26 protein-coding genes and 1 riboswitch are annotated in these 21,850 nt (G+C 75.3%); of the genes, 8 read left to right on the top strand and 18 right to left on the bottom strand.

Annotated elements, in window-relative coordinates:
• Positions 1-17: 17 nt before the first annotated feature.
• Positions 18-797 (top strand): HAD-IIA family hydrolase, encoded by a 780-nt coding sequence (locus tag KRAD_RS13020; RefSeq protein ID WP_012086081.1) that lies wholly within the window; start codon positions 18-20, stop codon positions 795-797.
• Positions 798-800: 3 nt separating this feature from the next.
• Here the strand turns inward: KRAD_RS13020 and KRAD_RS13015 are convergent, their stop codons facing one another.
• From KRAD_RS13015 to KRAD_RS13000, 5 genes are all read right to left on the bottom strand, one after another.
• Entirely contained in the window at positions 801-1,118 is a 318-nt protein-coding gene (locus tag KRAD_RS13015) for a tetratricopeptide repeat protein (protein WP_012086080.1), read from the bottom strand.
• A 52-nt stretch (positions 1,119-1,170) separates the two neighbouring features.
• Positions 1,171-1,527, bottom strand: coding sequence for a metallopeptidase family protein (locus tag KRAD_RS13010; RefSeq protein WP_012086079.1), 357 nt, complete (start codon positions 1,525-1,527; stop codon positions 1,171-1,173).
• Between the two features lie 14 nt (positions 1,528-1,541).
• Positions 1,542-1,811: a hypothetical protein gene (locus tag KRAD_RS13005; protein ID WP_041292081.1), complete on the bottom strand. Its 270-nt coding sequence runs from the start codon at positions 1,809-1,811 to the stop codon at positions 1,542-1,544.
• A gap of 104 nt (positions 1,812-1,915) precedes the next feature.
• Positions 1,916-2,092, bottom strand: a complete 177-nt coding sequence (locus KRAD_RS25120; protein WP_083782060.1) for a CstA-like transporter-associated (seleno)protein — start codon at positions 2,090-2,092, stop codon at positions 1,916-1,918.
• A complete protein-coding gene (locus KRAD_RS13000; RefSeq protein WP_049821485.1) occupies positions 2,089-4,257 on the bottom strand; it encodes a carbon starvation CstA family protein in 2,169 nt (722 codons plus the stop codon). The genes KRAD_RS25120 and KRAD_RS13000 overlap by 4 nt, the downstream gene beginning before the upstream one ends.
• Positions 4,258-4,427: 170 nt before the next feature.
• On the opposite strand from KRAD_RS13000, the gene KRAD_RS12995 reads away from it, so the two are divergent.
• The 3 genes from KRAD_RS12995 to KRAD_RS27555 all read left to right on the top strand — a co-directional run bounded on the left by KRAD_RS12995 (position 4,428) and on the right by KRAD_RS27555 (position 8,641).
• Positions 4,428-6,722 (top strand): SDR family oxidoreductase, encoded by a 2,295-nt coding sequence (locus tag KRAD_RS12995; RefSeq protein WP_012086076.1) that lies wholly within the window; start codon positions 4,428-4,430, stop codon positions 6,720-6,722.
• A 118-nt stretch (positions 6,723-6,840) separates the two neighbouring features.
• Positions 6,841-7,605: a lysophospholipid acyltransferase family protein gene (locus tag KRAD_RS12990; RefSeq protein WP_049821196.1), complete on the top strand. Its 765-nt coding sequence runs from the start codon at positions 6,841-6,843 to the stop codon at positions 7,603-7,605.
• Positions 7,606-7,786: 181 nt separating this feature from the next.
• Positions 7,787-7,956: riboswitch (cyclic di-AMP (ydaO/yuaA leader) on the top strand.
• Complete coding sequence (locus tag KRAD_RS27555) at positions 7,955-8,641, top strand: LysM peptidoglycan-binding domain-containing protein (RefSeq protein ID WP_012086074.1); 687 nt, start codon at positions 7,955-7,957, stop codon at positions 8,639-8,641. Its footprint overlaps the riboswitch before it by 2 nt.
• Positions 8,642-8,708: 67 nt before the next feature.
• Here KRAD_RS27555 and KRAD_RS12980 read toward each other — a convergent pair whose 3' ends face one another.
• From KRAD_RS12980 to KRAD_RS12940, 9 genes are all read right to left on the bottom strand, one after another.
• The gene (locus KRAD_RS12980; RefSeq protein WP_012086073.1) at positions 8,709-9,899 is read right to left on the bottom strand and encodes a Gfo/Idh/MocA family protein; all 1,191 of its coding nucleotides are present in this window, start codon (positions 9,897-9,899) and stop codon (positions 8,709-8,711) included.
• A gap of 67 nt (positions 9,900-9,966) precedes the next feature.
• A complete protein-coding gene (locus tag KRAD_RS12975; protein ID WP_012086072.1) occupies positions 9,967-10,605 on the bottom strand; it encodes a TrmH family RNA methyltransferase in 639 nt (212 codons plus the stop codon).
• Positions 10,606-10,623: 18 nt separating this feature from the next.
• Complete coding sequence (locus tag KRAD_RS12970) at positions 10,624-11,796, bottom strand: ABC transporter permease (RefSeq protein WP_012086071.1); 1,173 nt, start codon at positions 11,794-11,796, stop codon at positions 10,624-10,626.
• The gene (locus KRAD_RS12965; protein WP_012086070.1) at positions 11,793-12,680 is read right to left on the bottom strand and encodes an ABC transporter ATP-binding protein; all 888 of its coding nucleotides are present in this window, start codon (positions 12,678-12,680) and stop codon (positions 11,793-11,795) included. Before KRAD_RS12965 ends, KRAD_RS12970 begins: the two co-directional genes overlap by 4 nt.
• 9 nt (positions 12,681-12,689) lie before the next feature.
• Positions 12,690-13,865: a sulfate/molybdate ABC transporter ATP-binding protein gene (locus tag KRAD_RS12960; protein ID WP_012086069.1), complete on the bottom strand. Its 1,176-nt coding sequence runs from the start codon at positions 13,863-13,865 to the stop codon at positions 12,690-12,692.
• Positions 13,862-14,665 (bottom strand): ABC transporter permease, encoded by an 804-nt coding sequence (locus tag KRAD_RS12955; protein ID WP_012086068.1) that lies wholly within the window; start codon positions 14,663-14,665, stop codon positions 13,862-13,864. Before KRAD_RS12955 ends, KRAD_RS12960 begins: the two co-directional genes overlap by 4 nt.
• A complete protein-coding gene (gene modA, locus KRAD_RS12950) occupies positions 14,662-15,441 on the bottom strand; it encodes a molybdate ABC transporter substrate-binding protein (RefSeq protein ID WP_012086067.1) in 780 nt (259 codons plus the stop codon). The genes KRAD_RS12955 and modA overlap by 4 nt, the downstream gene beginning before the upstream one ends.
• A 7-nt stretch (positions 15,442-15,448) precedes the next feature.
• The gene (locus KRAD_RS12945) at positions 15,449-15,856 is read right to left on the bottom strand and encodes a TOBE domain-containing protein (protein ID WP_012086066.1); all 408 of its coding nucleotides are present in this window, start codon (positions 15,854-15,856) and stop codon (positions 15,449-15,451) included.
• A gap of 56 nt (positions 15,857-15,912) precedes the next feature.
• Positions 15,913-16,311, bottom strand: coding sequence for an ankyrin repeat domain-containing protein (locus tag KRAD_RS12940; protein WP_012086065.1), 399 nt, complete (start codon positions 16,309-16,311; stop codon positions 15,913-15,915).
• 174 nt (positions 16,312-16,485) lie between these two features.
• Here KRAD_RS12940 and KRAD_RS12935 point away from each other — a divergent pair, with 174 nt between their 5' ends.
• The 4 genes from KRAD_RS12935 to KRAD_RS12920 are packed head-to-tail and all read left to right on the top strand — an operon-like array spanning position 16,486 to position 18,954.
• A complete protein-coding gene (locus KRAD_RS12935; protein WP_012086064.1) occupies positions 16,486-17,226 on the top strand; it encodes a DedA family protein in 741 nt (246 codons plus the stop codon).
• Between the two features lie 24 nt (positions 17,227-17,250).
• Complete coding sequence (locus KRAD_RS12930) at positions 17,251-17,676, top strand: acyl-CoA thioesterase (RefSeq protein ID WP_012086063.1); 426 nt, start codon at positions 17,251-17,253, stop codon at positions 17,674-17,676.
• Between the two features lie 34 nt (positions 17,677-17,710).
• Positions 17,711-18,334, top strand: coding sequence for a DedA family protein (locus KRAD_RS12925; RefSeq protein ID WP_012086062.1), 624 nt, complete (start codon positions 17,711-17,713; stop codon positions 18,332-18,334).
• On the top strand, positions 18,331-18,954 hold the full coding sequence (locus tag KRAD_RS12920; protein ID WP_083782059.1) for an IMPACT family protein: 624 nt from the start codon (positions 18,331-18,333) through the stop codon (positions 18,952-18,954). The genes KRAD_RS12925 and KRAD_RS12920 overlap by 4 nt, the downstream gene beginning before the upstream one ends.
• Before the next feature lie 2 nt (positions 18,955-18,956).
• On the opposite strand, the gene KRAD_RS12915 is transcribed toward KRAD_RS12920, so the two are convergent.
• The 4 genes from KRAD_RS12915 to KRAD_RS12900 are packed head-to-tail and all read right to left on the bottom strand — an operon-like array spanning position 18,957 to position 21,721.
• Positions 18,957-19,772 (bottom strand): putative RNA methyltransferase, encoded by an 816-nt coding sequence (locus KRAD_RS12915; protein WP_041292079.1) that lies wholly within the window; start codon positions 19,770-19,772, stop codon positions 18,957-18,959.
• A complete protein-coding gene (locus KRAD_RS12910) occupies positions 19,769-20,149 on the bottom strand; it encodes a hypothetical protein (RefSeq protein ID WP_012086059.1) in 381 nt (126 codons plus the stop codon). The genes KRAD_RS12915 and KRAD_RS12910 overlap by 4 nt, the downstream gene beginning before the upstream one ends.
• The gene (gene pyrE / locus KRAD_RS12905; protein ID WP_012086058.1) at positions 20,149-20,724 is read right to left on the bottom strand and encodes an orotate phosphoribosyltransferase; all 576 of its coding nucleotides are present in this window, start codon (positions 20,722-20,724) and stop codon (positions 20,149-20,151) included. Before pyrE ends, KRAD_RS12910 begins: the two co-directional genes overlap by 1 nt.
• Positions 20,725-20,734: 10 nt before the next feature.
• Complete coding sequence (locus KRAD_RS12900) at positions 20,735-21,721, bottom strand: acetylxylan esterase (RefSeq protein ID WP_012086057.1); 987 nt, start codon at positions 21,719-21,721, stop codon at positions 20,735-20,737.
• Positions 21,722-21,850 lie beyond the last annotated feature (129 nt).

The following is a 21,850-nucleotide window of genomic DNA, read 5'->3' as shown; positions in this document are numbered from 1 at the left end:
GCGTGGAGGGGAACGCGATGAGCGACGGCAACGGCATCGAGTGCTGGCTGACCGACATGGACGGGGTCCTCGTCCACGAGGAGCACGCCCTGCCCGGCGCCGCGGAGTTCCTGCAGCGCCTGGTCGACTCCAGCCGCCGCTTCCTGGTGCTGACCAACAACTCCATCTTCACCCCGCGCGACCTCGCCGCCCGGCTGTCCCGCAGCGGCATCGAGGTCCCCGAGGAGAGCATCTGGACCTCGGCGCTGGCGACGGCGGACTTCCTGGCCCGTCAGCTGCCGGGTGGTTCGGCCTACGTCATCGGCGAGTCCGGGCTGACGACGGCGCTGCACGAGGCCGGTTACATCCTGACCGACACCGATCCGGACTACGTCGTCCTCGGGGAGACCCGGACCTACTCCTTCGAGGCGATCACCAAGGCGATCCGCCTCGTCGAGGCCGGGGCCCGGTTCATCGCCACGAACCCCGACGCGACCGGCCCCTCCAAGGAGGGGTCGCTGCCGGCGACGGGGTCCGTGGCGGCGCTCATCACCCGGGCCACGGGGGCGGAACCGTACTTCGTGGGGAAGCCGAACCCGATGATGTTCCGCTCGGCGATGAACCGGATCCAGGCCCACTCCGAGACGACCGCGATGATCGGGGACCGGATGGACACCGACGTCGTGGCCGGCATCGAGGCCGGGCTGCGCACGTTCCTGGTCCTCACCGGGTCCACGAAGCGCGAGCAGGTGCGGCGCTTCCCGTTCCAGCCGCACCGGGTCGTCGACGGGATCGGCGACCTCGTCGACCTGATCTGAGGGTCAGACCTCCGCGCCGAGGACGTGGGCCATCACCCGGTGGCCGCGGGCCTCGTCGTGGCGGCTCTGCCGCTCCAGGGTGCGCGAGAGCAGCAGGTGGGCGTACGCGTCGGACGGCGTGCGCCGCACCAGGTCCCGCGCCTGGTCCTCCGCCTTGCTCAGCATCGCCGCGCCGAAGTAGCTGCGGGCCAGCAGCTCGCGCAGGGAGCGGTCGTCGGGGTGGCTCTCGACCAGGGGTTCCAGCAGCCGCACGCCCTCGGTGAAGCGGCGGTCCTCGAACGCCTCGCGGGCCAGTTCGAAACTCAGCAGGTCGATGTTCACGGCGGTTCCAACCCCGCCGGGCACGTCCTGATTCCGTGCCTCGTTCCGGGCCTCACGCCCACCCGAGGTCGTGCAGGCGGGCGTCGTCGATGCCGAAGTGGTGGGCGATCTCGTGCACGACGGTGATCCGCACCTCCTCGACGACCTCGGCGCGGTCGGCGCAGACGGCGAGGGTGGGGCGGCGGAAGACCGTGATCCGGTCCGGCAGCGCCCCGGCGGCCCACCACGTCCCGCGCTCGGTGAGCGGGGTGCCCTCGTACAACCCCAGCAGGTCCGGCGGGAACCCCTCGGGCGGGTCGTCCTCGACGAGCACGACCACGTTGTCCATGGCCCGGGCCAGGTCCGCGGGGACGGAGTCGAGGGCGTCGGCGACGGCTTCCTCGAACTCCTCCGGACCGAGCTCGACCACGGGGCGCCCCGGCCTCAGCGCAGCGCGACGACGCGGCGGCGGTCCAGCTCGCGCACCGGCGCGCGCCCCCAGCGCACCCGTTCCACGAGGACGGCGTCCACCCCGACGGGGGCGGGGCTGACCAGCGCGGACTCCGCGTGCAGCCGCACCAGGACGAGGTCGCGGGCGAACCCGGCGTCCTCGGCGCGGACGGTCTCGACGTGGACGATGCCCGACCCGGCCTCCCCCGCGGTGAAGCCGGCGCAGCGACGGTGGGCGATGGCGGTCACCCGGTAGCGGTTCACGGGTCGATCGTGTCGGCGTGCGCGCCAGCTGTCGAGCACCGCGTCTCAGCTCCGTCTCAGGTCGTCGGCCGTCGCCCCCACCACGAGGGGGCGGGGGGCGGGGTTCAGCAGCACCGCGCCCCGGGGCGGGCGGCGCGGGCGTCGGCGCGGGCGCGCTCGAACGCGCCGCGGCTCACCGGCGGGTGCCCGTGCGCCGCGCAGGCCCGCAGGTAGGCCTCCCAGCGGTCGGTGCCGTCGACCTGCCGCCGCCACCAGCCGAGCGCGGAGACCAGGCGCCTCACGGGGTCAGCTCCTCGCGCAGCGCGGCGAGGCGGTGGCGCTCCTCGGCCGTGACGACCAGCCCGGAGGGTTCGACCAGGCGGGAGGGCACGGCCGGTTCCTCCGTCGTCGCCAGCCCGCCCGCGCGCAGGGCGCGGACCACCACGACGGCCGCGTTGACGGCGATCACGACGACCAGGAGGGCGAACAGCGCCTGCAGCACCCCGTTGACCGTGGAGTTCGTGACGACCTGCTGCATCTGCCCCGCGTCCTTGGCCGGGGCCAGGACCTCGCCGGCGGCCAGCGCGTCGGCGTAGCGCTCGCGCTGGGCGAAGAAGCCGATCTTCGGGTCGTCGGAGAACACCTTCTGGGCGCTGGCGGTCATCGTCACGACGAGGTCCCACACCAGCGGCACCCCGGTGACCCAGGCGTAGCGGGCGCGGCCGTGCTTGACCAGCAGCGTGGTGACGAGGGTCAGCGCGATCGCCGCGAGGAGCTGGTTGGCGATGCCGAACAGCGGGAACAGCTGGTTGATCCCGCCCAGGGGGTCGGTGACGCCGGTATGGAGGAAGTAGCCCCAGGCGCCGACGACGACGGCGCTGGCGATGACGTTGCCGGGCCGCCAGGACAGGTCGCCCATCTTCTTCCAGACGTTGCCGAGGGTGTCCTGCAGCATGAACCGCCCGACCCGGGTGCCCGCGTCCACGGCGGTGAGGATGAACAGCGCCTCGAACATGATCGCGAAGTGGTACCAGAACGCCTGCAACCCCCCGCCGAACGCCTGGTGGAACACCTGGGAGATCCCCAGCGCCAGCGCGGGCGCGCCCCCGGTGCGGGAGACGACGCTCTCCTCCCCCACCGCCCGGGCCGCGGCCTCGATCGCCTCCGGGGAGGTCGTGAAGCCCAGGCCGGTGACGAACTGCGCGGCGGTGGCGGGGGTGCCACCGGTGGCCCCGGCCGGGGAGTTCACCGCGTAGTAGATGCCCTGGTCGATGACCGAGGCCGCGATGAGCGCGCTGATGGCGACGAAGCTCTCCACGAGCATCCCGCCGTAGCCGATGAGGCGGACCTGGCGCTCCTTGGCGACCATCTTCGGGGTGGTCCCCGAGGAGATGAGGGCGTGGAAGCCGGACAGCGCCCCGCAGGCGATGGTGATGAAGACGAACGGGAACAGCGACCCCGCGAACACGGGGCCGTTCCCCTCCCGGGCGAAGGAGGTCACCGCGTCGTTGGCGAGCACCGGCCGGGCCACCAGCAGGCTCACCGCGAGCAGGACGATGACGCCGATCTTCATGAACGTGGACAGGTAGTCGCGGGGGGTCAGCAGCAGCCAGACCGGCAGCACCGAGGCGACGAAGCCGTAGCCGACGAGGGCGACGACCAGGGTCTCGGGGGTGAGGGTCAGGGCGTCGCCGAGGCCCCACGCCTCGACGTAGCCGCCCCCGACGATCGCCGCCAGCAGCAGGACGACGCCGATCGCGGTGGCCTCCAGCACCCGGCCCGGGCGCAGGAAGCGCAGGTAGACGCCCATGAACAGGGCGATGGGGATCGTCAGGGCGATGGAGAACACGCCCCAGGGGGACTCGGCGAGGGAGTTGACGACGATGAGGGCCAGCACCGCCAGGATGATGATCATGATGGCGAACACGGCGACGAGCGCGGCGACGCCGCCGACGACCCCGATCTCCTCGCGCACCATCTGCCCCAGGCTCTTGCCGCCGCGGCGCATCGAGAAGAACAGCACCGTGAGGTCCTGCACCGCCCCGGCGAACAGGACCCCGACGACGATCCAGATCGTCCCCGGCAGGTACCCCATCTGCGCGGCCAGCACCGGCCCGACCAGCGGGCCCGCCCCGGCGATCGCGGCGAAGTGGTGCCCGAAGAGCACCCGCCGGTCGGTGACCTCGAAGTCGACGCCGTTCTCGTACCGCTCCGCGGGGGTCGCGCGCCGGTCGTCGGCGCGCAGCACGCGGTAGGTGATGAACCGGGAGTAGAAGCGGTAGCCGATGGCGTAGGAGGCGAGCGCGGCGAAGAGGATCCACAGCGCGTTGACCGACTCCCCCCGGGCCAGGGCGAGGACGGTCCAGGCGACCGCCCCGACGAGGGCCACCGCGCTCCAGACGGCCACCGACCGCGGCGAGGGCCGCCGCCGGACGGTGTCGGTGGGATCGGTGGGGTCGGTCTGCACCCGGCTCACGGCCGCCTCCTCGCGGGTCGCTGCGGGCGCTGCGCCGCGCCCGCGACCCACCGTAGCCCCCGCCCGCCCGGCCGTCCCGCGACGACCCACCGGTGCCGGGGCACCGTCGCCGGGGGTGCTGGGCGCACGGGGCAGCCGCGCGGACGTGACAGGATTCCCCGGTGCGATTGGCTGAGCAGCTCGACAGCAAGCGTTTCCTCCTGACCGGGGTCACCGGCTTCATCGGTGAGGCGCTGCTGCAGCGCCTGCTCGTCGACCTGCCCGGTGCGACGGCGCTCGCCCTGGTGCGCCCCAAGCCCGGGCAGAGCGGCGAGGACCGGCTGCGCGCGGTGCTGCGCAAGCCGATCTTCCGCGCCGCCGGGGACGTGGACGACCTGGTCGCGACGCGCGTGCAGGCCCTGGAGGGCGACCTCGCCGACGTGCCGGAGCTGCCCTCCGACATCGACGTCGTCGTGCACTGCGCGGGCGACGTGTCGTTCGACCCGCTCATCCAGGACGCCTTCACGACGAACGTGCTGGGCACCCGCTCGCTGGTCGAGCGGACCCTGGAGGCCAGCGAGCGCGGCCACGGCGCCGTCCACTACGTGCACGTCTCCACGGCCTACGTCGGCGGCCGCCGCCGCGGGGCCGTGCCCGAGCGCGCCGTGGACCACCAGGTCGACTGGCGCACCGAGACCGACGCCGGCCTGCGCCTGGCCGCCCGCATCGAGGAGGACTCCCGCCTCGAGGCGCAGCTCAAGGCGTTCCTCAGCGCCGCCGAGCGCGACCACGGGCGCGCGGGGCCGCTGAGCGTGGCCGCCGGGGCGGAGGAGCGCCGGGTGAAGTGGGTCGCCGAGCGCCAGGTCGCCGCGGGCAAGGAGCGGGCCCGCACGCTGGGCTGGACCGACTGCTACACCTTCACCAAGGCGATGGGCGAGCGCCTCGTCGAGGAGATCGCCGCGCCGGTGGTCCCGACGACGATCCTGCGCCCGAGCATCGTCGAGTCGGCCGTGCAGCACCCCCACCCCGGGTGGATCGAGGGCTTCAAGATGGCCGAGCCGATCATCCTGGCCTACGGCCGCGGGGAGCTCACCGAGTTCCCCGCCGCCCCGGACTCCGTGATCGACGTCGTCCCCATCGACCACGTCGTCAACGCGATCCTCAAGGCGTCGGCGACCCCGCCGCCGCTGTCGCAGCCGGCGTACTACCACGTGTCCTCGGGCAGCCGGAACCCGCTGACCTTCCGCGACGTCTACGAGTTCATCCGCGAGTACTTCACGGAGCACCCCTTCGACTCCTCCCCCGCGGTCATGCCGACGTGGGACTTCCCCGGCGGGCGCGCCGTGGAGCGCAAGGTCCGCGCCGGGGAGCTGCTGACCAGCGCCGGGGACCGCCTGCTGGCCCTCGCCCCCCGCTCGGAGCGGGTCCGCGAGGCCTCCCGCAAGCTCGACCAGGCGCGCCGCCAGATCGACTTCGGCCGCCGCTACATGGACCTGTACAAGGCCTACACCGAGGCCGAGCTGCGGTTCGTCGACGACAACACCCTGGCCCTGCACCGGGCCCTGGACCCGGCCGACGTCGAGCTGTTCGGCTTCGACACCTCCGTCGTGGACTGGCGGCACTACTGGCTGGAGAGCCACTGCCCCAGCGTCACGACCCAGATGCGCAAGTACGAGGAGATCCGCCGCCGCCGCACGCTGACCGAGGCCAGCGGCCCGCGCGAGCTGAAGCCCGTGGCCGAGGGGGCGGCGCCGGTGCTGGCCGTCTTCGACCTGGCCGGGACGCTGCTGCCGGGCACCGTCGTCGACTCCTACCTGGCGCTGCGGCTGTCCGCCCTCGACGCCCCGGCCCGGGTGGCGGAGTTCGGCCGGATCGTGCGGCACCTGCCCGGCTGGATCGCCGCCGAGCGCCGCGACCGCGGCAGCTTCCTGCGCTCGCTGTTCCGCGGCTACGCCGGGGTCGACCTGGACCGCCTGGAGGCCTACGTCGACGACGTGCACGCCCCCCGGTTCCTGGAGCAGGTGTCCTCCGACGCGCTGCGCCGCATCCAGGCCCACCGCGACGCCGGGCACCGCACGATCCTCATGACCGGTGACGTGCGCCAGGTGACCCGGCCGCTGGAGGGGCTCTTCGACGAGGTCGTGTGCACCGAGCTCGACGAGGAGCGCGACCTCGGCGGGCACCGCCGGGCCAACGGCTTCCTCACCTCCCCGCCGCTGGTCGGGGAGGCCCGCGCGGCCTGGCTGCGCCGCTACGCCGAGGTGGAGGGCGCGGACCTGGCCGCCAGCTACGCCTACGCCGACTCCCACGTCGACGTGCCGCTGCTGAAGACCGTCGGCAACCCGACGGCCGTCTCCCCCGACGTCCCGCTGTTCCGGCTCGCGCGCGCCTCGCGCTGGCCGGTGGCGGACTGGGCGGCGTCCTCGCCGGCGCGCCGGCTGCGGGTCCCGCAGCTGGTGCTCGCGGGCACCGACTGAGCCGCGCCCCCCGCCCCTCGGGGCGGGGGTGGCGCAGCAGGAGACGTGGCAGGATGCGGACCGTGCGCTCCACACCGTCGAGCAGTCGAGGCGGACCGCCGGTGTCGAGGACCGAAGGATGGCGAAGCTGATGGGGATCCCCCGACCCACCCGGATCGTGCGAGCGCTCCCGTTGCTGCGCAAGCGCTCCGGATCCGCTCCCGCACCGGGCGACGGGAACGCCCGGTCGGTGCACCGCAACGACTGGGTGCGCTCGGCCCCGGCGACGGCGGTGCGCGGGCTGCTGCAGCGGGTGCTGCTCACCCCGGTCCTGCGGGCCGAGCTCACGATCACCGTCGACAACGTCGAGGTGCTCGACCGGATCGGCGGCCCGGCCATCCTGGTCTCCAACCACTCCTCGCACCTGGACGCGCCGGTCCTGCTGGAGGCCCTGGGCCCGCGCCGGCGGCGGCGGGTGGCGGTGTCGGCGGCGGCGGACTACTTCTTCGACGTGTGGTGGCGCGCGGCGCCCTCCGGCCTGGTCATCGGCACCTTCCCGCTGGAGCGCCGCGGCGGGCGCGGCCCGCACGCCTCCTCGCGCCTGCTCGCCGACGGCTGGAGCCTGGTGATGTTCCCCGAGGGCGGGCGCAGCTACACGGGCGAGATGCGCCCCTTCAAGAAGGGCGCGGCCTACCTCGCCCTGGAGGCGGGGGTGCCGGTGGTGCCGATCGCGCTGCGCGGGACCTACGACGCGATGCCGCCGCGGAGGAACTGGCCCGCCAAGGGGCGCCCGCCGGTCCACGTGACCTTCGGGGAGCCCTTGCACGGCCGCGAGGGCGAGCGGGCCGGGGACTTCACCCCGCGCATCGAGGAAGCCGTCGCGAAGCTGCTCGCCAACAGCTGACCCGGCCCCTCCAGGGGGTGATCCGTGTCACACCGGGGCGCGTTCCCCGCCCGGGCAGCGGGGCCGGACCCGTCCCGGCGTCACGGAGCGGCCACGGGACGGTGTACGGGAGGCCTCCGGCTTGTTACCGTCGGTCCGTCCCCGAGCCCTTTCGGGGACACGGCCGCGGAGACGCCGAGTCCTGCCCACCGCGCCGGTAGCAGAACCCGTGGGCAGGAGCGGGGGACCCAAGGTTCCTCGGACGACCGCACCCGTGCGGGAGTCCTCGGGGTGAAGCCGCGTCCGCGCGGCCGGGTCACACCTTCGACCCGAACCCGACAGCTGACCTCGCAGGCGTTGGAGGCCAACCATGTCTGCGATCCGTCGCGCCCCGGCACGTCACCGTGCGCCCAGCAACTCCTCGTTCGTCCGCCGCGGCCTGCTCGCCACCGCCGCCGCCGGCGCGGCCGGCGCCGCGCTCCTCGGCCCCGTCTCCAGCGCCTCCGCCGCTCCCCTGGAGCAGTGGGACCGCCTCGCTCAGTGCGAGTCCGGCGGCAACTGGCACATCAACACCGGCAACGGCTATTACGGGGGCATCCAGTTCAGCCCCCGCACCTGGACCGGCTTCGGCGGCGGCCAGTTCGCCCCCCGCGCCGACCTCGCCTCCCGCGAGCAGCAGATCGTCGTCGCCGAGCGCGTCCTCGCCCGGCAGGGCTGGCGCGCCTGGCCCTCCTGCTCGCGCAAGCTGGGCCTGAACGGCGCGGCCGACCCGGTCGGCATGGAGCAGGCGCTCCTGCACCCGGCCCCCGCTCCGGCGCCCGCCCCCGCTCCGGCGCCGGCCCCGGCCCCGGCGCCCGCTCCCGCCCCGGTGGCGGTCGTGGAGGCGGCTCCGGCGGGCGTGCGGACCCACACCGTCGCCCCCGGCGAGACGCTGTACCGCATCGCGGTGAACAACGGCGTCGTCGGCGGCTACGTCGCGGTGTGGAACGTCAACCGCGCCGCCATCGGTGACAACCCCGCGCACATCCGGGTCGGTCAGGTCCTCGTCCTGCCCTGATCCCGCGCGACGACGAACGGCGCCCCACCTGCGGTGGGGCGCCGTTCGTCGTCCGGGGGCGGCCGGTTCAGGCCGGCCCGTCGCCGTGGTCGGGGATCGGGAGGCGCTCCCCGCCGCGGCGCATCGACTCGTGGGCCACGATCCCGGGCAGCGTGTAGCGCGCCGCGGTCCAGGCGTCGACCGGCGCCGGCGTCCGGGTCGTCACGGCCCGGACGAAGTCGTCGACGAGGAAGTGGTGCGCGCCCTCGTGCCCGTTCGGGGCGCCCGTGAAGCTGTCCGGGAGGCGCGAGCGGTCGTGCACCGGCGCGGTCCCCGACACGAACGCCGCCCGCAGCGCGGGGGAGACCCCGGCCAGCGACGGGTCGTCCTCGGCCAGGCTGGGCCGGGCCTCCAGCAGGTCGGTGACGTCGGTGAAGCCCTGCTTGTCCATCCAGACGCTCTGGCTCACGGTCTGCTCGAAGCTCGCCTCGGTGCCGAAGAACCGGAACCGGGACTCCTTGAGGTGGCTGGGGTAGCCGACGCGGCGGAACTCGTTGGTCCGCATCGACCCGCCGCCGGCGAGCTCGAAGAGGGCCGTGGCGTTGGAGACGTCGTTGTCGAACCGGCTGACCTCGCGGTCGAAGACCCCGTCGCCGCGGCGGTCCGGGGTCCCGATGCACGACACGCTCGTCGCGTGGGTGGGCAGCGCGCCCAGCACCCCGCCCACGGCGTGGGTGGGGTAGAGCATGGGCGGGTAGCTGGCGGTGGACTTCCACCCCTCGCCGCCGGAGAAGCGGTAGGCGTCGTAGAACCCGAGGTCCATGTCGTGGACGTAGTCGCCCTCGGCGTAGAAGACCTGGCCGAGCTCGGCGAGGCGCTGGCGGACGTAGACCACGGCCGGGTTGTAGTGGCTCGTCTCCCCCATCACGTAAGTGAGCCCCGTGCGCCGGACCCGGTCCACGATGGCGGCGACCTCCTCGACCGTGATGGCCATCGGCACCGCGGAGTACACGTGCTTGCCCGCGTCGAGGGCGGCCGCGACGAGCGGGCCGTGGGTCCAGCGCTGGGTGAAGACCGCCACCGCGTCCAGCGGGGAGTCGAGCATCCGCTCGACGTCGGGGAAGGTGCCCGCGAGGCCCTGGGCGTCCACGAGCGCCCGGGCGCGCTCGGGCCGCAGGTCCGTCACGTGGATGTCACCGACGTCGGGGTGGAGCTGGAAGAGCTTGGAGAAGGAGCCGGCGAACTGGCCGGCGCCGACGATGCCGAGGGAGAACGTCACCCCCCGATGCTCCCCGGGCCCCGGAGCGGGGGTCTACCGCTCCTGCCCGCCCGAGGTGCCAGGATCCTCAGCAGGGGCGCTGCCCGAAGACGTGGCGGCGCACCCAGGCGTGCATCGCCACGGCGGCCGCGGCGCCGACGTTGAGGGAGCGGGTGGACCCGAACTGGGCGATGGCCAGGACGTCGACGCAGGCGGCCACGGCCTCCTCCGACAGCCCGGGCCCCTCCTGCCCGAAGAGCAGCACGCACTCGCGCGGCAGGTCGTAGGTCTCCAGCGGGACCGAGCCCTCGACGTTGTCGATTCCGACGATGGGCAGGCCCCGTTCCCGCGCCCAGGCCACCAGGTCCGCGACGTCGCCGTGGTGGTGGACGGTGAGGTAGCGGTCGGTGACCATCGCGCCGCGGCGGTTCCACCGCTTGCGGCCCACGACGTGGGCGCCGGCGGCGTTGACGGCGTTCGCGGTGCGGACCACCGAGCCGATGTTCGCGTCGTGCTGCCAGTTCTCGACGGCGACGTGCAGGGGGTTCCGGCGGGTGTCGAGGTCGGCGACGATCGCGGCGTTGGACCAGTAGCGGTACTCGTCGCCGACGTTGCGCCGGTCGCCCTCGCGCAGCAGGTCCGGGTCGTAGCGGGGGTCGTCGGGCCAGGGCCCCTCCCAGGGCCCGACGCCGACGACCCGCTCCACGTACCCGTCCGGTTCACTCACCGGACCATCCTCGCAAGCTCAGACGGCCTTCCTCCAGGCGGACCGGAACCCCAGCGAGCGTCCGGTCTGCAGCAGGCTGTTCTCGTAGAGCCGGCGGGCGACGGCGACGAAGAGGACGGCCGTCGCGGCGATGATCAGCAGCGAGAGCAGCGGTTCCCACAGCGCGACGTCGCCCTGGACGACGCGCTTGGGCATGACCATCGGCGAGGACAGCGGGATGTAGCTCAGCGCCGTCTGCAGGGCGCCGGGTTCGTTGGCGAGGAAGCTCGCGAAGAACGGCAGCATGACGAACATCTGCACCGGGGTCGCGGTGGACTGCAGGTCCTCCAGGCGGCTGGCCATGGCCCCCGCCGCCGCCCACAGGCACGAGAGCATCGCGAACCCGAGGACGAAGAACACGAGGAACCACACCGCGGCGCTGGGGATCCCGGGCAGGCTCTCCAGCAGTTCCGGCTGGGCGAGGGCCAGCGCGCCCAGCCCGGCCGCGACGAGCAGCAGGACCTGCCCGAAGGCGAGGATGCCGTTGCCGAGGATCTTGCCGATGAGCAGCTGGCGCACCGGCACGGTGGTGACGAGCAGTTCGATGACCCGCGTCTGCTTCTCCTGCACGACGCTCTGGGCGATGGAGTACCCGAAGATGACGACGATCTGGAAGAACAGCACCGCGAACGCGAGGCCGAGGAAGTACACCAGCAGCGGGTCGACGGCGTCGGGGTCGAGCAGCTGCGTCGCGGGCGGCGGCAGGGACAGGACGCGTTCGGTCTCGGCGCGGTCCACGCCGAGGTCCTGGAAACCCTGCACGGTCTGGGCGGTGCCGATCCGGTCCCGGAGGACACCGGCGAGGGTGTCGGACACCGTGCGGTCGCCGACGATGACCGCGCCGCGGTCCCCGGTGACCACGGCGGCGTCGACGTCGCCGGAACGGACGGCGGCCTCGGCGGCCGCGTCGTCGGCGACCTCGCGCAGCGCGATCCGGGTGTCGGGGTCCTCACCGGGTCGCGCGGCGACCAGCGGCTGCGCGGAGGAGGTGACGGCCACGTCGTAGTCGTCGGTCCCCCCGGAGAACACCGCGGGCAGGACGGCCGCGGCGGCGACGATGACGAACAGCAGCGCGGTCGAGAAGATGAACCCCTTGTCGCGCAGGCGCTCGGTCATCTCCCGCTGGGCGACGATCCACCACTGGCCCCTCACCGGGACACCTCCTGGAACAGTTCGGACAACGTGGGCAGCAGCGGCGCGAAGGAGCGGACCGGCCCCCGTCGCAGCGCTTCGGCGAGGACGCGCTGGTCCAGGTCGCCGCCCTGCAGGAGTTCCAGGACGATCCCGTCGGAGCGGCGTTCCACGACGCGGACCCCGGGCACGTCGCGCAGCCAGTCGGGGTCGGCGTCGGTGACGAGCCGGTACCGGGACCCGCCGCGCTGGCGCCGCAGCTCCTGGGGTTCCCCCGCCGCGACCACCCGGCCGCCGTGCAGGATCACCAGCTCGTCGCAGAGCCGGTCCACGAGGTCGAGCTGGTGGCTGGAGAACAGGACGCCCACCCCGGCGGCGACGCGTTCGCGCAGCAGGTCGGCCATGGCGTCCACGGCGAGGGGGTCGAGACCGGAGAAGGGTTCGTCGAGGACGAGCAGCTCGGGGTCGTGCACCAGCGAGGCCGCGACCTGGACGCGCTGCTGGTTGCCGAGGGAGAGCGACTCCAGCTTGTCCTGGGCCCGGTCGCCCAGGCCGAGACGGCTCAGCAGGTCCTGGCCGCGCTTCGCGGCCGCGCCCCGGTCCACCCCGTGCAGGCGGGCGAGGAACACCAGCTGCTCCAGGAGCCGGCCCTTGGGGTAGAGGCCGCGTTCCTCGGGCATGTAGCCGAAGCGGCGGCGGGTGGCGAGGTCGGGCACCCGCCCGCGGAACGTCACCGTCCCGGAATCGGCGGCGAGCACCCCGAGGGCGATCCGCATGGTGGTGGTCTTGCCGGCGCCGTTGGCCCCGACGAAGCCGACCATGCGCCCGTCGGGGACGCTGAGGCTGACGTCGTCGAGGGCGAGACGGTCCCCGAACCTTCGCGTGATCTTCTCCAGGACGAGCACGTCCCGAACCTAGGGGAACCCCGGGACGGGCCGCGTCCGACGATCGTCGGACTCCCCCGGCGCGGACGGTGGGCCCGCGACGTGCACGCCCACCGCCGCCTCCTCGACCACCAGGTGCACCCGCGCGCCGGGGGCGAGGTCCAGCGCGGCCGCGGCGGCGACGGGGACGTCGGCCAGCACGTCGTGCCCGGGCAGCGCGTCGGGGCGGGCCCGCAACCGGACGACCTCCCCGCGCGGGAGGACGTCGAGGACCGTCGCGGGCCACCGGTTGCGCGCGCGGCCGCCGGGGTCGGCGGCGTGCACGGACACCGCGGCGGGGCTGAACAGCGCGACCCCGCGCTCCCCCGCCGCGCCGCGGACCGGGCCGTGCACGACGGTGCCGCCGGCGGTGCGCAACCCGTCGGCGGTGGTGGTGCCCGGCAGCAGGACCAGACCCGCCAGCCGCGCCCCGAAGGCGCTGCGGGGGGCGGCCAGGACCTGCTGCGCGGGGCCCCGCTCCACGACGCGGCCCGCCTCCAGGACGACGACGGCGTCGGCCAGCGCGAGGGCGTCCAGGGGGTCGTGGGTGACGAGGACGGCCGACCGGCGCCCGTCCCCGGTGCCGCCGCGCAGGACGCGGCGCAGCACCTGGCGGACCTCCGGGGCCGCGGCGACGTCGAGGGCGGCGAGCGGCTCGTCGAGCAGCAGCAGCCGCGGGTCGGCGGCCAGGGCGCGGGCGAGGGCGACGCGCTGGGCCTGCCCCCCGGACAGCTCGTGGGGGCGGCGGCGGGCGAAGGGGTCCGCGCCGACCTCGGCCAGCACCCGTCGGGCGCGCTCGCGGGCCCGGGCCCGGGGCACCCCCGCGCTGCGCGGCCCGAAGGCGACGTTCGCCTCGACGTCCAGGTGCGGGAACAGCAGGGCGTCCTGGGCGAGCAGCCCGACCCCGCGCCGGTGCGGGGGGACGAAGGTCCCGCGGTCGTCGGCCAGGACCTCCCCGTCCAGGACGACCCGGCCCCCGGAGGGGCGCAGCGACCCCGCGAGCAGCCCCAGCAGCGTCGACTTCCCGGCGCCGTTGGGACCCAGGACGGCGAGGACCTCCCCCGGGGCGAGGGAGAGGTCCAGCGCGAGGTCGCGCTCGGCGAAGCGGACGTCGACCTCCAGCCCACCGCCCGCGGGGTCCACCGGGGGGTTCGCGGCGGGGTTCACCGCGGTCCCCGGGGCCGGCCCCGCACGGCGACGACGACGACCACCGCGACGACGACGAGCAGCAGCGACACCGCGGCGGCGGCGTCGGGGTCGGTCTCGCGCAGGAGGTAGACCTCCAGCGGCAGGGTCCGGGTGACGCCCTGCAGGCTCCCCGCGAAGGTGAGCGTGGCGCCGAACTCCCCCAGGGCCCGGGCGAAGGCGAGGACCGCGCCCGAGACCAGCCCCGGTGCGACCAGCGGCAGCGTCACCCGCAGCAGCACCCGGCCGGGCCGGGCGCCGAGGGTGGCGGCGACGAGCTCGTGGCGCCGGCCGGCGGTGCGCAGCGCCCCCTCCAGGCTCAGCACCAGGAACGGCAGCGACACGAAGGTCTGCGCGACCACTACGGCCCCGGTGGTGAACGCGAGGGTGATCCCCAGGTCGGCGAGCAGCGGGCCGAACAGCCCGCGCCGGCCGAAGGCGTACAGCAGGGCCAGCCCGCCGACGACGGGCGGCAGCACCAGCGGCAGCAGCACGATCGAGCGCAGCACCCGCAGCCCCGGGAACCGGGCGCGGGCCAGGACCAGGGCCATCGGGACCCCGAGGACGAGGCAGCAGGCCGTGCTCGCCGCGGCGGTCCGCAGGCTGAGCGACAGCGCGGCGCGCGCGGAGCCGGAGGTGATCAGCGCGGGCAGGTCCGTCCACGGGACCCGCGAGAGGAGCCCGGCGAGGGGGGCGAGGACCAGCAGCAGGCCCAGGGCCGCCGGGAGGAACACCCAGCGCGGCAGCGCGCTGCCGGCCACCGCACCGCCGGGACGGGTCACGCCGCCCCGAACCCCGCGCCCCGCAGCACGTCCTGCGCCTCGGCCCCGGCGACGAAGGCGACGAACGCCGCGGCCAGGGCGGGGTCGGCGGCCTCGCGCAGGGCGGCGACCGGGTAGGTGTTCGCGGCGTCGGCGGCCCCGGGGACCTCGATCCCGGTGACCCGGTCGCCGGCCGCGAGGACGTCGGTGACGTAGACCAGCCCGGCGTCGGCCTCCCCGGAGGTGACCTTGGCCAGGACCCCGCTCACCGAGGACTCCTCGCTGACCGGGGAGAGGGTGACGCCGGAACGGGCCTCGAGGGCCCGCGTCGCGGCGCCGCAGGGGACCTGCGGCGCGCAGACGACGACGTCCACCCCCGGGGCGGCGAGGTCGGCGAAGCTCGCGACGCCGGCGGGGTTGCCGGCGGGGGTGGCGATCCGCAGGGCGTTGGTGGCGAAGCCGACGGGGTCCCCGGCGGTGAGGGACCGGTCCTCGAGCGCGGTCATCGTCGCCTCGTCGGCCGCGGCGAACACGTCGGCCGGGGCGCCCTCGGTGATCTGGGTGGCGAGGTCGGCGGAGCCGGCGAAGCCGAAGCGCACGTCGACGCCGGGGTTCGCGGCCTCGAACCGCTCCCCGATCGCGGGGAAGGTCCCCTGCAGGGAGGCGGCGGCGAACACGGTGAGGGTGCGCCCGGCCGCGCCGTCCGGCGTCGCCGCGGCGCCCCCGCCGGGACCGCAGGCCGGCAGCAGCGCGGCGGCGGCGAGGAGGACGGCCGCGCGCCGCGCGGGGGGCCTCACGGGAGCCTCACGAGGTGCCCGCCGGGGTCTCGACGATGACGGTCGTGGCCTTGACGACGGCGGTGGCGCGGCTGCCGGGGGCCAGGCCCATCTCCTCGGCGGCCTCGCGGCTCATGAGGGAGACGACGCGGTGCGGGCCGCACTGCATCTCGACCTGCGCCATGACCCCGTCGACGACGACGCGGGTCACCAGCCCGGCGAAGCGGTTGCGGGCCGAGCGGGCCACGGCGGTGGTGTCGGTCGCGGCCGAGGCGGCGTGCTCGACGGCGAACCGGGCGAGGTCGGCCCCCTCGACGACGCTGCGCCCGCTGCCGTCCCGGGTGCTCGGCAGCGACCCGGCGTCGACCCAGCGGCGGACGGTGTCGTCGGAGACGCCGAGCAGGTCGGCGGCGTCACGGACCCGGTACAGCGGCACCCCCCGACTCTAACCGCACCTGCGGCCGGGAGGGGGGCCGGACGCCGCAGCTGCGGTCAGGGGCGGTGCGTGCGCAGCAGCTCCGCCATCTCGGGCAGGTCGAACACCTGCGCCACGGCGACCCCGGACTGCCGCCCCAGCTCCGGGTCGGCCCCGGCGTCCAGCAGCGCGGTGACGATGTCGGCGGCCCGGCGGAACACCGCCGCCCCCAGGGCGGTCTGGCCCTTGTCGTTGACCCGCCCGTGGTCGGCCCCGCGCTCGAGCAGGGCCCGGACCGTCCCGGCGTGCGCGTGGTACGCCGCGAGGATCAGCAGGGTGTCCCCGCCGGAGTTGGTGAGGTTCACCGGCACGCCGGCGTCGAGGCGGGCGGTCAGCTCGGCGGTGTCGCCCTCGCGGGCCAGCTCGAAGGTCTGCTGGAGGAAGCGCAGCTCCCCCTCGGTGAGGGCATCGGTCACCGCCGGATCCTAACGAGCGCCGCCGCGGGAGGGGTGCCGGCGGCGGCGCCGACCCCGGGCCCCCGGGCCCGGGGTCGGCCGATGGGCTGACCCCGGGGAGCACGGGTCATCCTCTGGGCTGATCTCCGGGCCGGGGCGCCCGCGGGCGTCCGAGGGGGACTTACCCTGGAGCACGTGCCCCTGCTCGCCGAGTTCACCACCGCGCTGACCACGTCGATGCCGGCGGCCGCTCCCGCCCTGCTGCCCGAGTGGGCCAGCCCGGAGCACTTCCTGGACGCCCTCGGCCCGGCCGCGCTGTGGGTCTCGATCGCGATCGTGTTCGTCGAGTGCGGGTTGTTCCTCTTCTTCCTGCCCGGCGACTCCCTGCTGTTCACCGTCGGGCTGTTCACCCACTCCGACGTGCTGAAGGAGCCGCTCTGGGTCTCCTGCCTGCTGCTGTCGGTCGCGGCGTTCCTCGGCAACGTCGTCGGGTACGAGATCGGGCACAAGGCCGGGCCGGCCCTGTTCGACCGGCCGGGCTCCAAGCTGCTGACCCCCCAGCGCATCGCGCAGACCCGCAAGTTCTTCGACCGCTTCGGCGCCCGGGCGATCATCCTGGCCCGCTTCGTCCCCGTCGTGCGCACCTTCATCACCCTCGCCGCGGGCGCGGGAGCCATGCCGCGCAGGACGTTCCTGACGTTCTCCGCGATCGGCGCCGTCCTGTGGGCCACCGGGATCACGCTGCTGGGCTACGCGCTGGGCAACATCCGGCTCATCCGGGAGAACCTCGAACTCGGCCTGCTGCTGCTCGTCGTGCTGTCGCTGATCCCCGTCGGCATCGAGTACCTGCGCAACCGCGGGAAGGACCACCACCGCCCCGCGACCCTGCCCGCGCAGGCCGGCGGGGCCGGCAAGACCCCCGAGACCCAGCGCTGAGCCGCCACCGGGCAGGATGCCCCGGTGGCCCGTCAGCGTCTGCTCCTGTCCCTGCGGTGGGGGGACATGGACGCCTACCGGCACGTCAACAACGTCGAGCTCCTGAGGGTCCTCGAGGAGGCCCGCGTGCGGGCCTTCGGGATCGCCTCCCCCGACGGTTCCGCCCCGATGCTCGCGACGGGGATGGTCGTGGCCAAGCACACCGTGGAGTACCTCGCCCCGCTGGACTACCGCCTCGCCCCGGTCGCCGTGGACCTGTGGATCGGCCGAACGGGTGGTGCCAGCTTCGAGGTCGGCTACGAGGTCCTCGAACCCGACGAGTCCGCCGTCGGTGAGCTGCGGACCTACGTGCGCGCCACGACGGTCTGCGTCGCCTACGACTTCGCCACCGGCCGGCCGCGGCGCCTCGGCGCCGAGGAGCGGGCCCGGCTGGCGGCCCTCGCTCCCTGAGGGTCGCCGCGGCGCCGTCTGACAGGATCGCCGGGTGTCCGACTGGCTCGCGCAGCTCTCCGACCCCCGGCTCGAGGACCTCGGGGCGCTCGGGCTGTACGTCCTGGTCTTCGGGATCGTCTTCGCCGAGACGGGCACCCTCGTCGGCTTCTGGCTCCCGGGCAGCACCGTCCTCTTCACCGCCGGTCTCGTCGCCGCCCGCGACGGGTCACCGGTCTCGCTGCCCGTCCTCGTCGTCGGGGTGACGCTGGCCGCGATCCTCGGCGACACCGTCGGGTACTGGACCGGGCGCCGGCTGGGCCGGCCGTGGCTGCTGCGCCGGGCCGGGAAGGCGGCCCACCACCTGCCGAGGGCCGAGGCCTTCTACGCGCGGTACGGCTGGTTCGCGGTCGTGGCCTGCCGGTTCATCCCCTGGCTGCGGGCCTTCACCCCGATCATCGCCGGCACCGCGGCCATGCCCTACGCCAAGTTCTTCTCCGCCAACGTCGTGGGCGCCCTGTGCTGGGGGGCGATGCTCGTCCTCGCCGGCTACGCCGCGGACTCCCTGCCGTGGGTGCGGACCCTCGCCTACTCCATCGCCGGGGTCGCGGTCCTCTTCTCCGTCCTGGCGCCCCTGGTGTCCTGGCTGCGCCGGCGGACCCGGCGGCCCCGGTCGTGAGGGCCCCGCTGCCCGTGCCGGCGCGGGCGGTGCGCACCGAGACCGTCGTCGAGCGGTCGCGCTTCCTCACCACCCTGGAACCCGTCGACGACGACGCGGCGCTGGACGCCGTGCTCGCCCGGGTCCGGCGGGAGTTCCCCGGCGCCCGCCACCACTGCACCGCCTCCGTCCTCGGCGAGGACGGCGAGCGGCGCCGCTCCTCCGACGACGGGGAGCCCGCCGGCACGGCCGGGGCGCCGATGCTGGCGGCGCTGCGGGGGGCGGGGGTGACCGGGGTCGTCGCCGTCGTCACCCGGTGGTTCGGCGGGGTGCTGCTGGGCACCGGCGGGCTGGTGCGCGCCTACGGCGGCGCGGTGTCCGGGGCGCTGGCCGAGGCCGGGGTCGTGCCCCGCCGCCACGTCGAGCTCGTCGAGGTCCGCACCGGTCCCGGCGGAGGGGGCCGGGTCGAGGCGGCGCTGCGGCGCGAGCACGCCCTGGAGGACGTGACGTGGACGGGGACGGGCTGGCGCGCGGTCGTCCCGGTCGCGGCCGGGGAGGTCGAGGCGTTCCGGGCGCGGCTGGCGGGGGCCGGTCTGGAGGTCCCCACCGCGGTCCTGGGCCGCGCGGTCCGGCCCGCCTGACCTCAGGGGCGGCGCACGACGGTGAGGCGCACCCCGACGGTGACGGGGACCTCCCCGGGGAACCCCGCGAGGCGCCGGTCGAGCTCGGCGGGGTCCACGTGGTGGGCGCTGGGGCCCATGAGGACCAGGGCGCGCAGGTCCTCGCGCCGCAGCGGGCGCGGGACGCGCAGCTCGTCCTCGGCGACGGCCTCGAACCCGGCGAGGTCGGCGTGCAGGCGTTCGGCCTTGCGCTCCTCCACCCCCACCATGCCCAGCGGGCCGCGGACCTCCTCCAAGTGCTCGGGCAGGGGCGTCACCACCACCCACCGCCCGCCCGGGCGCAGGACCCGGGCGACCTCGGCGACCGCCCGGGGGGCGAAGACCGTGGTCACCAGGTCGGCGGAGGCGTCGGCGAGGGGCAGCCCCCGCCACACGTCGGCCCCCACGGCCGCCGCCCGCGGGTGGGCGCGCGCGGCCCGCTTCAGCGCCGCGGTGGAGGCCTCCACGACGACGCCGGACCCGCCGGTGCGCTCGAGCACGGCGGCGAGGTAGTGGCCCGTGCCGCCCCCGACGTCGACGACGAACCCCGGCACGGCGCGGTCCGCGAGCGCGGCGGCGACCGGGGCGTAGTGGCCCGCGGCGAGGAACCCCTCGCGGGCGGCGACCATGGCGGGGGTGTCCCCGGCCGCCGCGGAGCCCACGGCGAGGTTGACGTAGCCCTGGCGGGCGAGGTCGAAGCGGTGCCCGGCGGCGCAGCCGAGGGTCCGCCCGGCCAGGTCCAGCCCGCCGGCGCAGACGGGGCAGCGCAGGGCGGGCAGGACCGCGGCGAGGGCGTTCAGCGCTGCTGCTCGGCGGCCGCGCCGAGGGGGTGCAGCCCGGTCAGGGTCCCGACCCAGGAGGCGGGCACGGCGGACAGGCGCCGGTCGTAGGCGCGCACGGCGGCGGAGTGGAAGGCGATGTCGCCGGCGAGGCGGTGCTCGGCGTCGGCGAGGGCCCGCACCGTCTGCGGGTCGGCGGGGGCCTCCGCCGCCTCCTGCGCGGCGAGGTGGGCGGAGAGGTCGGCGAGGCGGCTGCGCCGCTGCTCGGCCAGCGCCCCGGCCTCCACGGCGAGGTCGCGCATCCGGACCAGGGCCGCGCGGGTGGCGACCGACCAGAGGGCGACGACGAGGACGAGCAGGACGACGACGATCAGGACGACGGTCCCGGCGGTGCCCATCAGGCGAGCCCGATGTCGGCGAGGCCGTAGGCGTGGCGGTAGGGCACGCCCTCGGCCTCGACCCTCTCCCTGGCGCCGGTGTCGCGGTCGACGATGACGGCGACCCCGACGACCTCGGCCCCGGCCGCGCGCAGCGCCTCGACGGCGGTGAGCACGGAACCGCCCGTGGTGGAGGTGTCCTCCACGGCGAGCACCCGGCGCCCGGCGACGTCGGGGCCCTCGACGCGCCGCTGCAGCCCGTGGGTCTTCTCGGCCTTGCGCACGACGAACGCGTCCAGCGGCTTCCCGCCGTGGGCGGCGGCCCAGCCGCGGGCGTTGGCGGCGTGGACCATGGCGAGGGCGACGGGGTCGGCCCCCATGGTCAGCCCGCCGACGGCCTCGAAGTCCCAGTCGGCGACGAGGTCGAGCAGGACGGGCCCGACGAGCGCGGAGGCCTCGCCGTCGAGGCTGATGCGGCGCAGGTCGACGTAGTAGTCGGCCTGCTCCCCGCTGGAGAGCGTCACCGCCCCCCGCACGACGGCCTTGGTGGCGATGAGCTCGGCCAGACGGGAGGTGTCGGGGGCGGGGGTGGTCACGGCCCGAAGCTTAGGCGCTCGCCCCCGGTGCCGTGAGCAGCGCCGAGAGCCACTCCAGCTGGCGGCGCCACTGGTGCGTCTGCCCGCCCTCGTGGTCGTTGAAGGGGTGCACCGACAGCTCCGCGGGCCCGCCGTAGCGACGGTAGGCGGCCCACACGGTCGAGGGCGGGCACACCCGGTCCATCAGGGCGAGGGAGATGAGCGCGGGGGCGGTGGCGCGCGGGACGAGGTGGGCGACGTCGAAGTGGTCGAGGGTGTCGAGCACCCGCTCGACGTGGTCGCGGTGGACGCTGAGGTAGCGGACGACCTCGGTGTAGGGCTCGACCGCGGTGATCTGCAGGGCCCGGCGGAACCAGGACAGGAACGGGACGTCGGCCATCACCGCGCGCACGTCGGGCGAGAGGGAGGCCGCGGCCAGCGCGATCGCGCCGCCCTGGCTGGCGCCGGCCACGCAGACGGCGTCGGCGCGGACCTCGGGCAGGGACCGGGCGGCCCGCACCGCGCGCACGGCGTCGGTGAAGACGCGCCGGTAGTAGTAGGTGTCCTTGTCGAGGATGCCGCGGGTCATGAAGCCGGGGGTGGAGACGTCGTAGCCGACGGGGTCGGCGGTGGCGCCGCCGCTGCCCCAGGCCGCGCCCTGACCGCGGGTGTCGACGACGAGGTGGGCGTAGCCGGCGCTGGCCCAGGTGAGCCGGTCCTGGGGCAGGCCGCGGCCGCCGCCGTAGCCGACGAACTCCACGACCGCGGGCAGCGGGCCCTCGGCGCCGGCCGGCAGCACGAGCCAGGCGTTGATCCGGTGTCCGTCGTAGCCGGCGAAGGACAGGTCCTCGTGGCGCAGGGTCGTCAGATGAGTGACGACGGGCTCCCGGTGGACGTCGAGGGGGTGGGCGTCGGCCGCGGACAGCGTGCGGGCCCAGAACTCGTCGAGGCCCGCGGGCTCGTGCAGCGTCAGGTCGAGCTTCTCGAGGTCTTCCAGGGACAGGTCGGACAGGGCCACGCCGAACTCCTTCGTCCGTGCTGCGGGCCGGCGACAGCGCCCGCAGCTCACGATTCGTCAGACGATTATCTTGACACCCTCGACGCAGGGGGTCATCGTCGGGGGCGCGGCACAGCGGCCGCGCGGTGG

Source organism: Kineococcus radiotolerans SRS30216 = ATCC BAA-149 (assembly GCF_000017305.1).
GTDB lineage: Bacteria > Actinomycetota > Actinomycetes > Actinomycetales > Kineococcaceae > Kineococcus > Kineococcus radiotolerans.
This window is presented reverse-complemented; position numbering and strand designations above follow the sequence as displayed.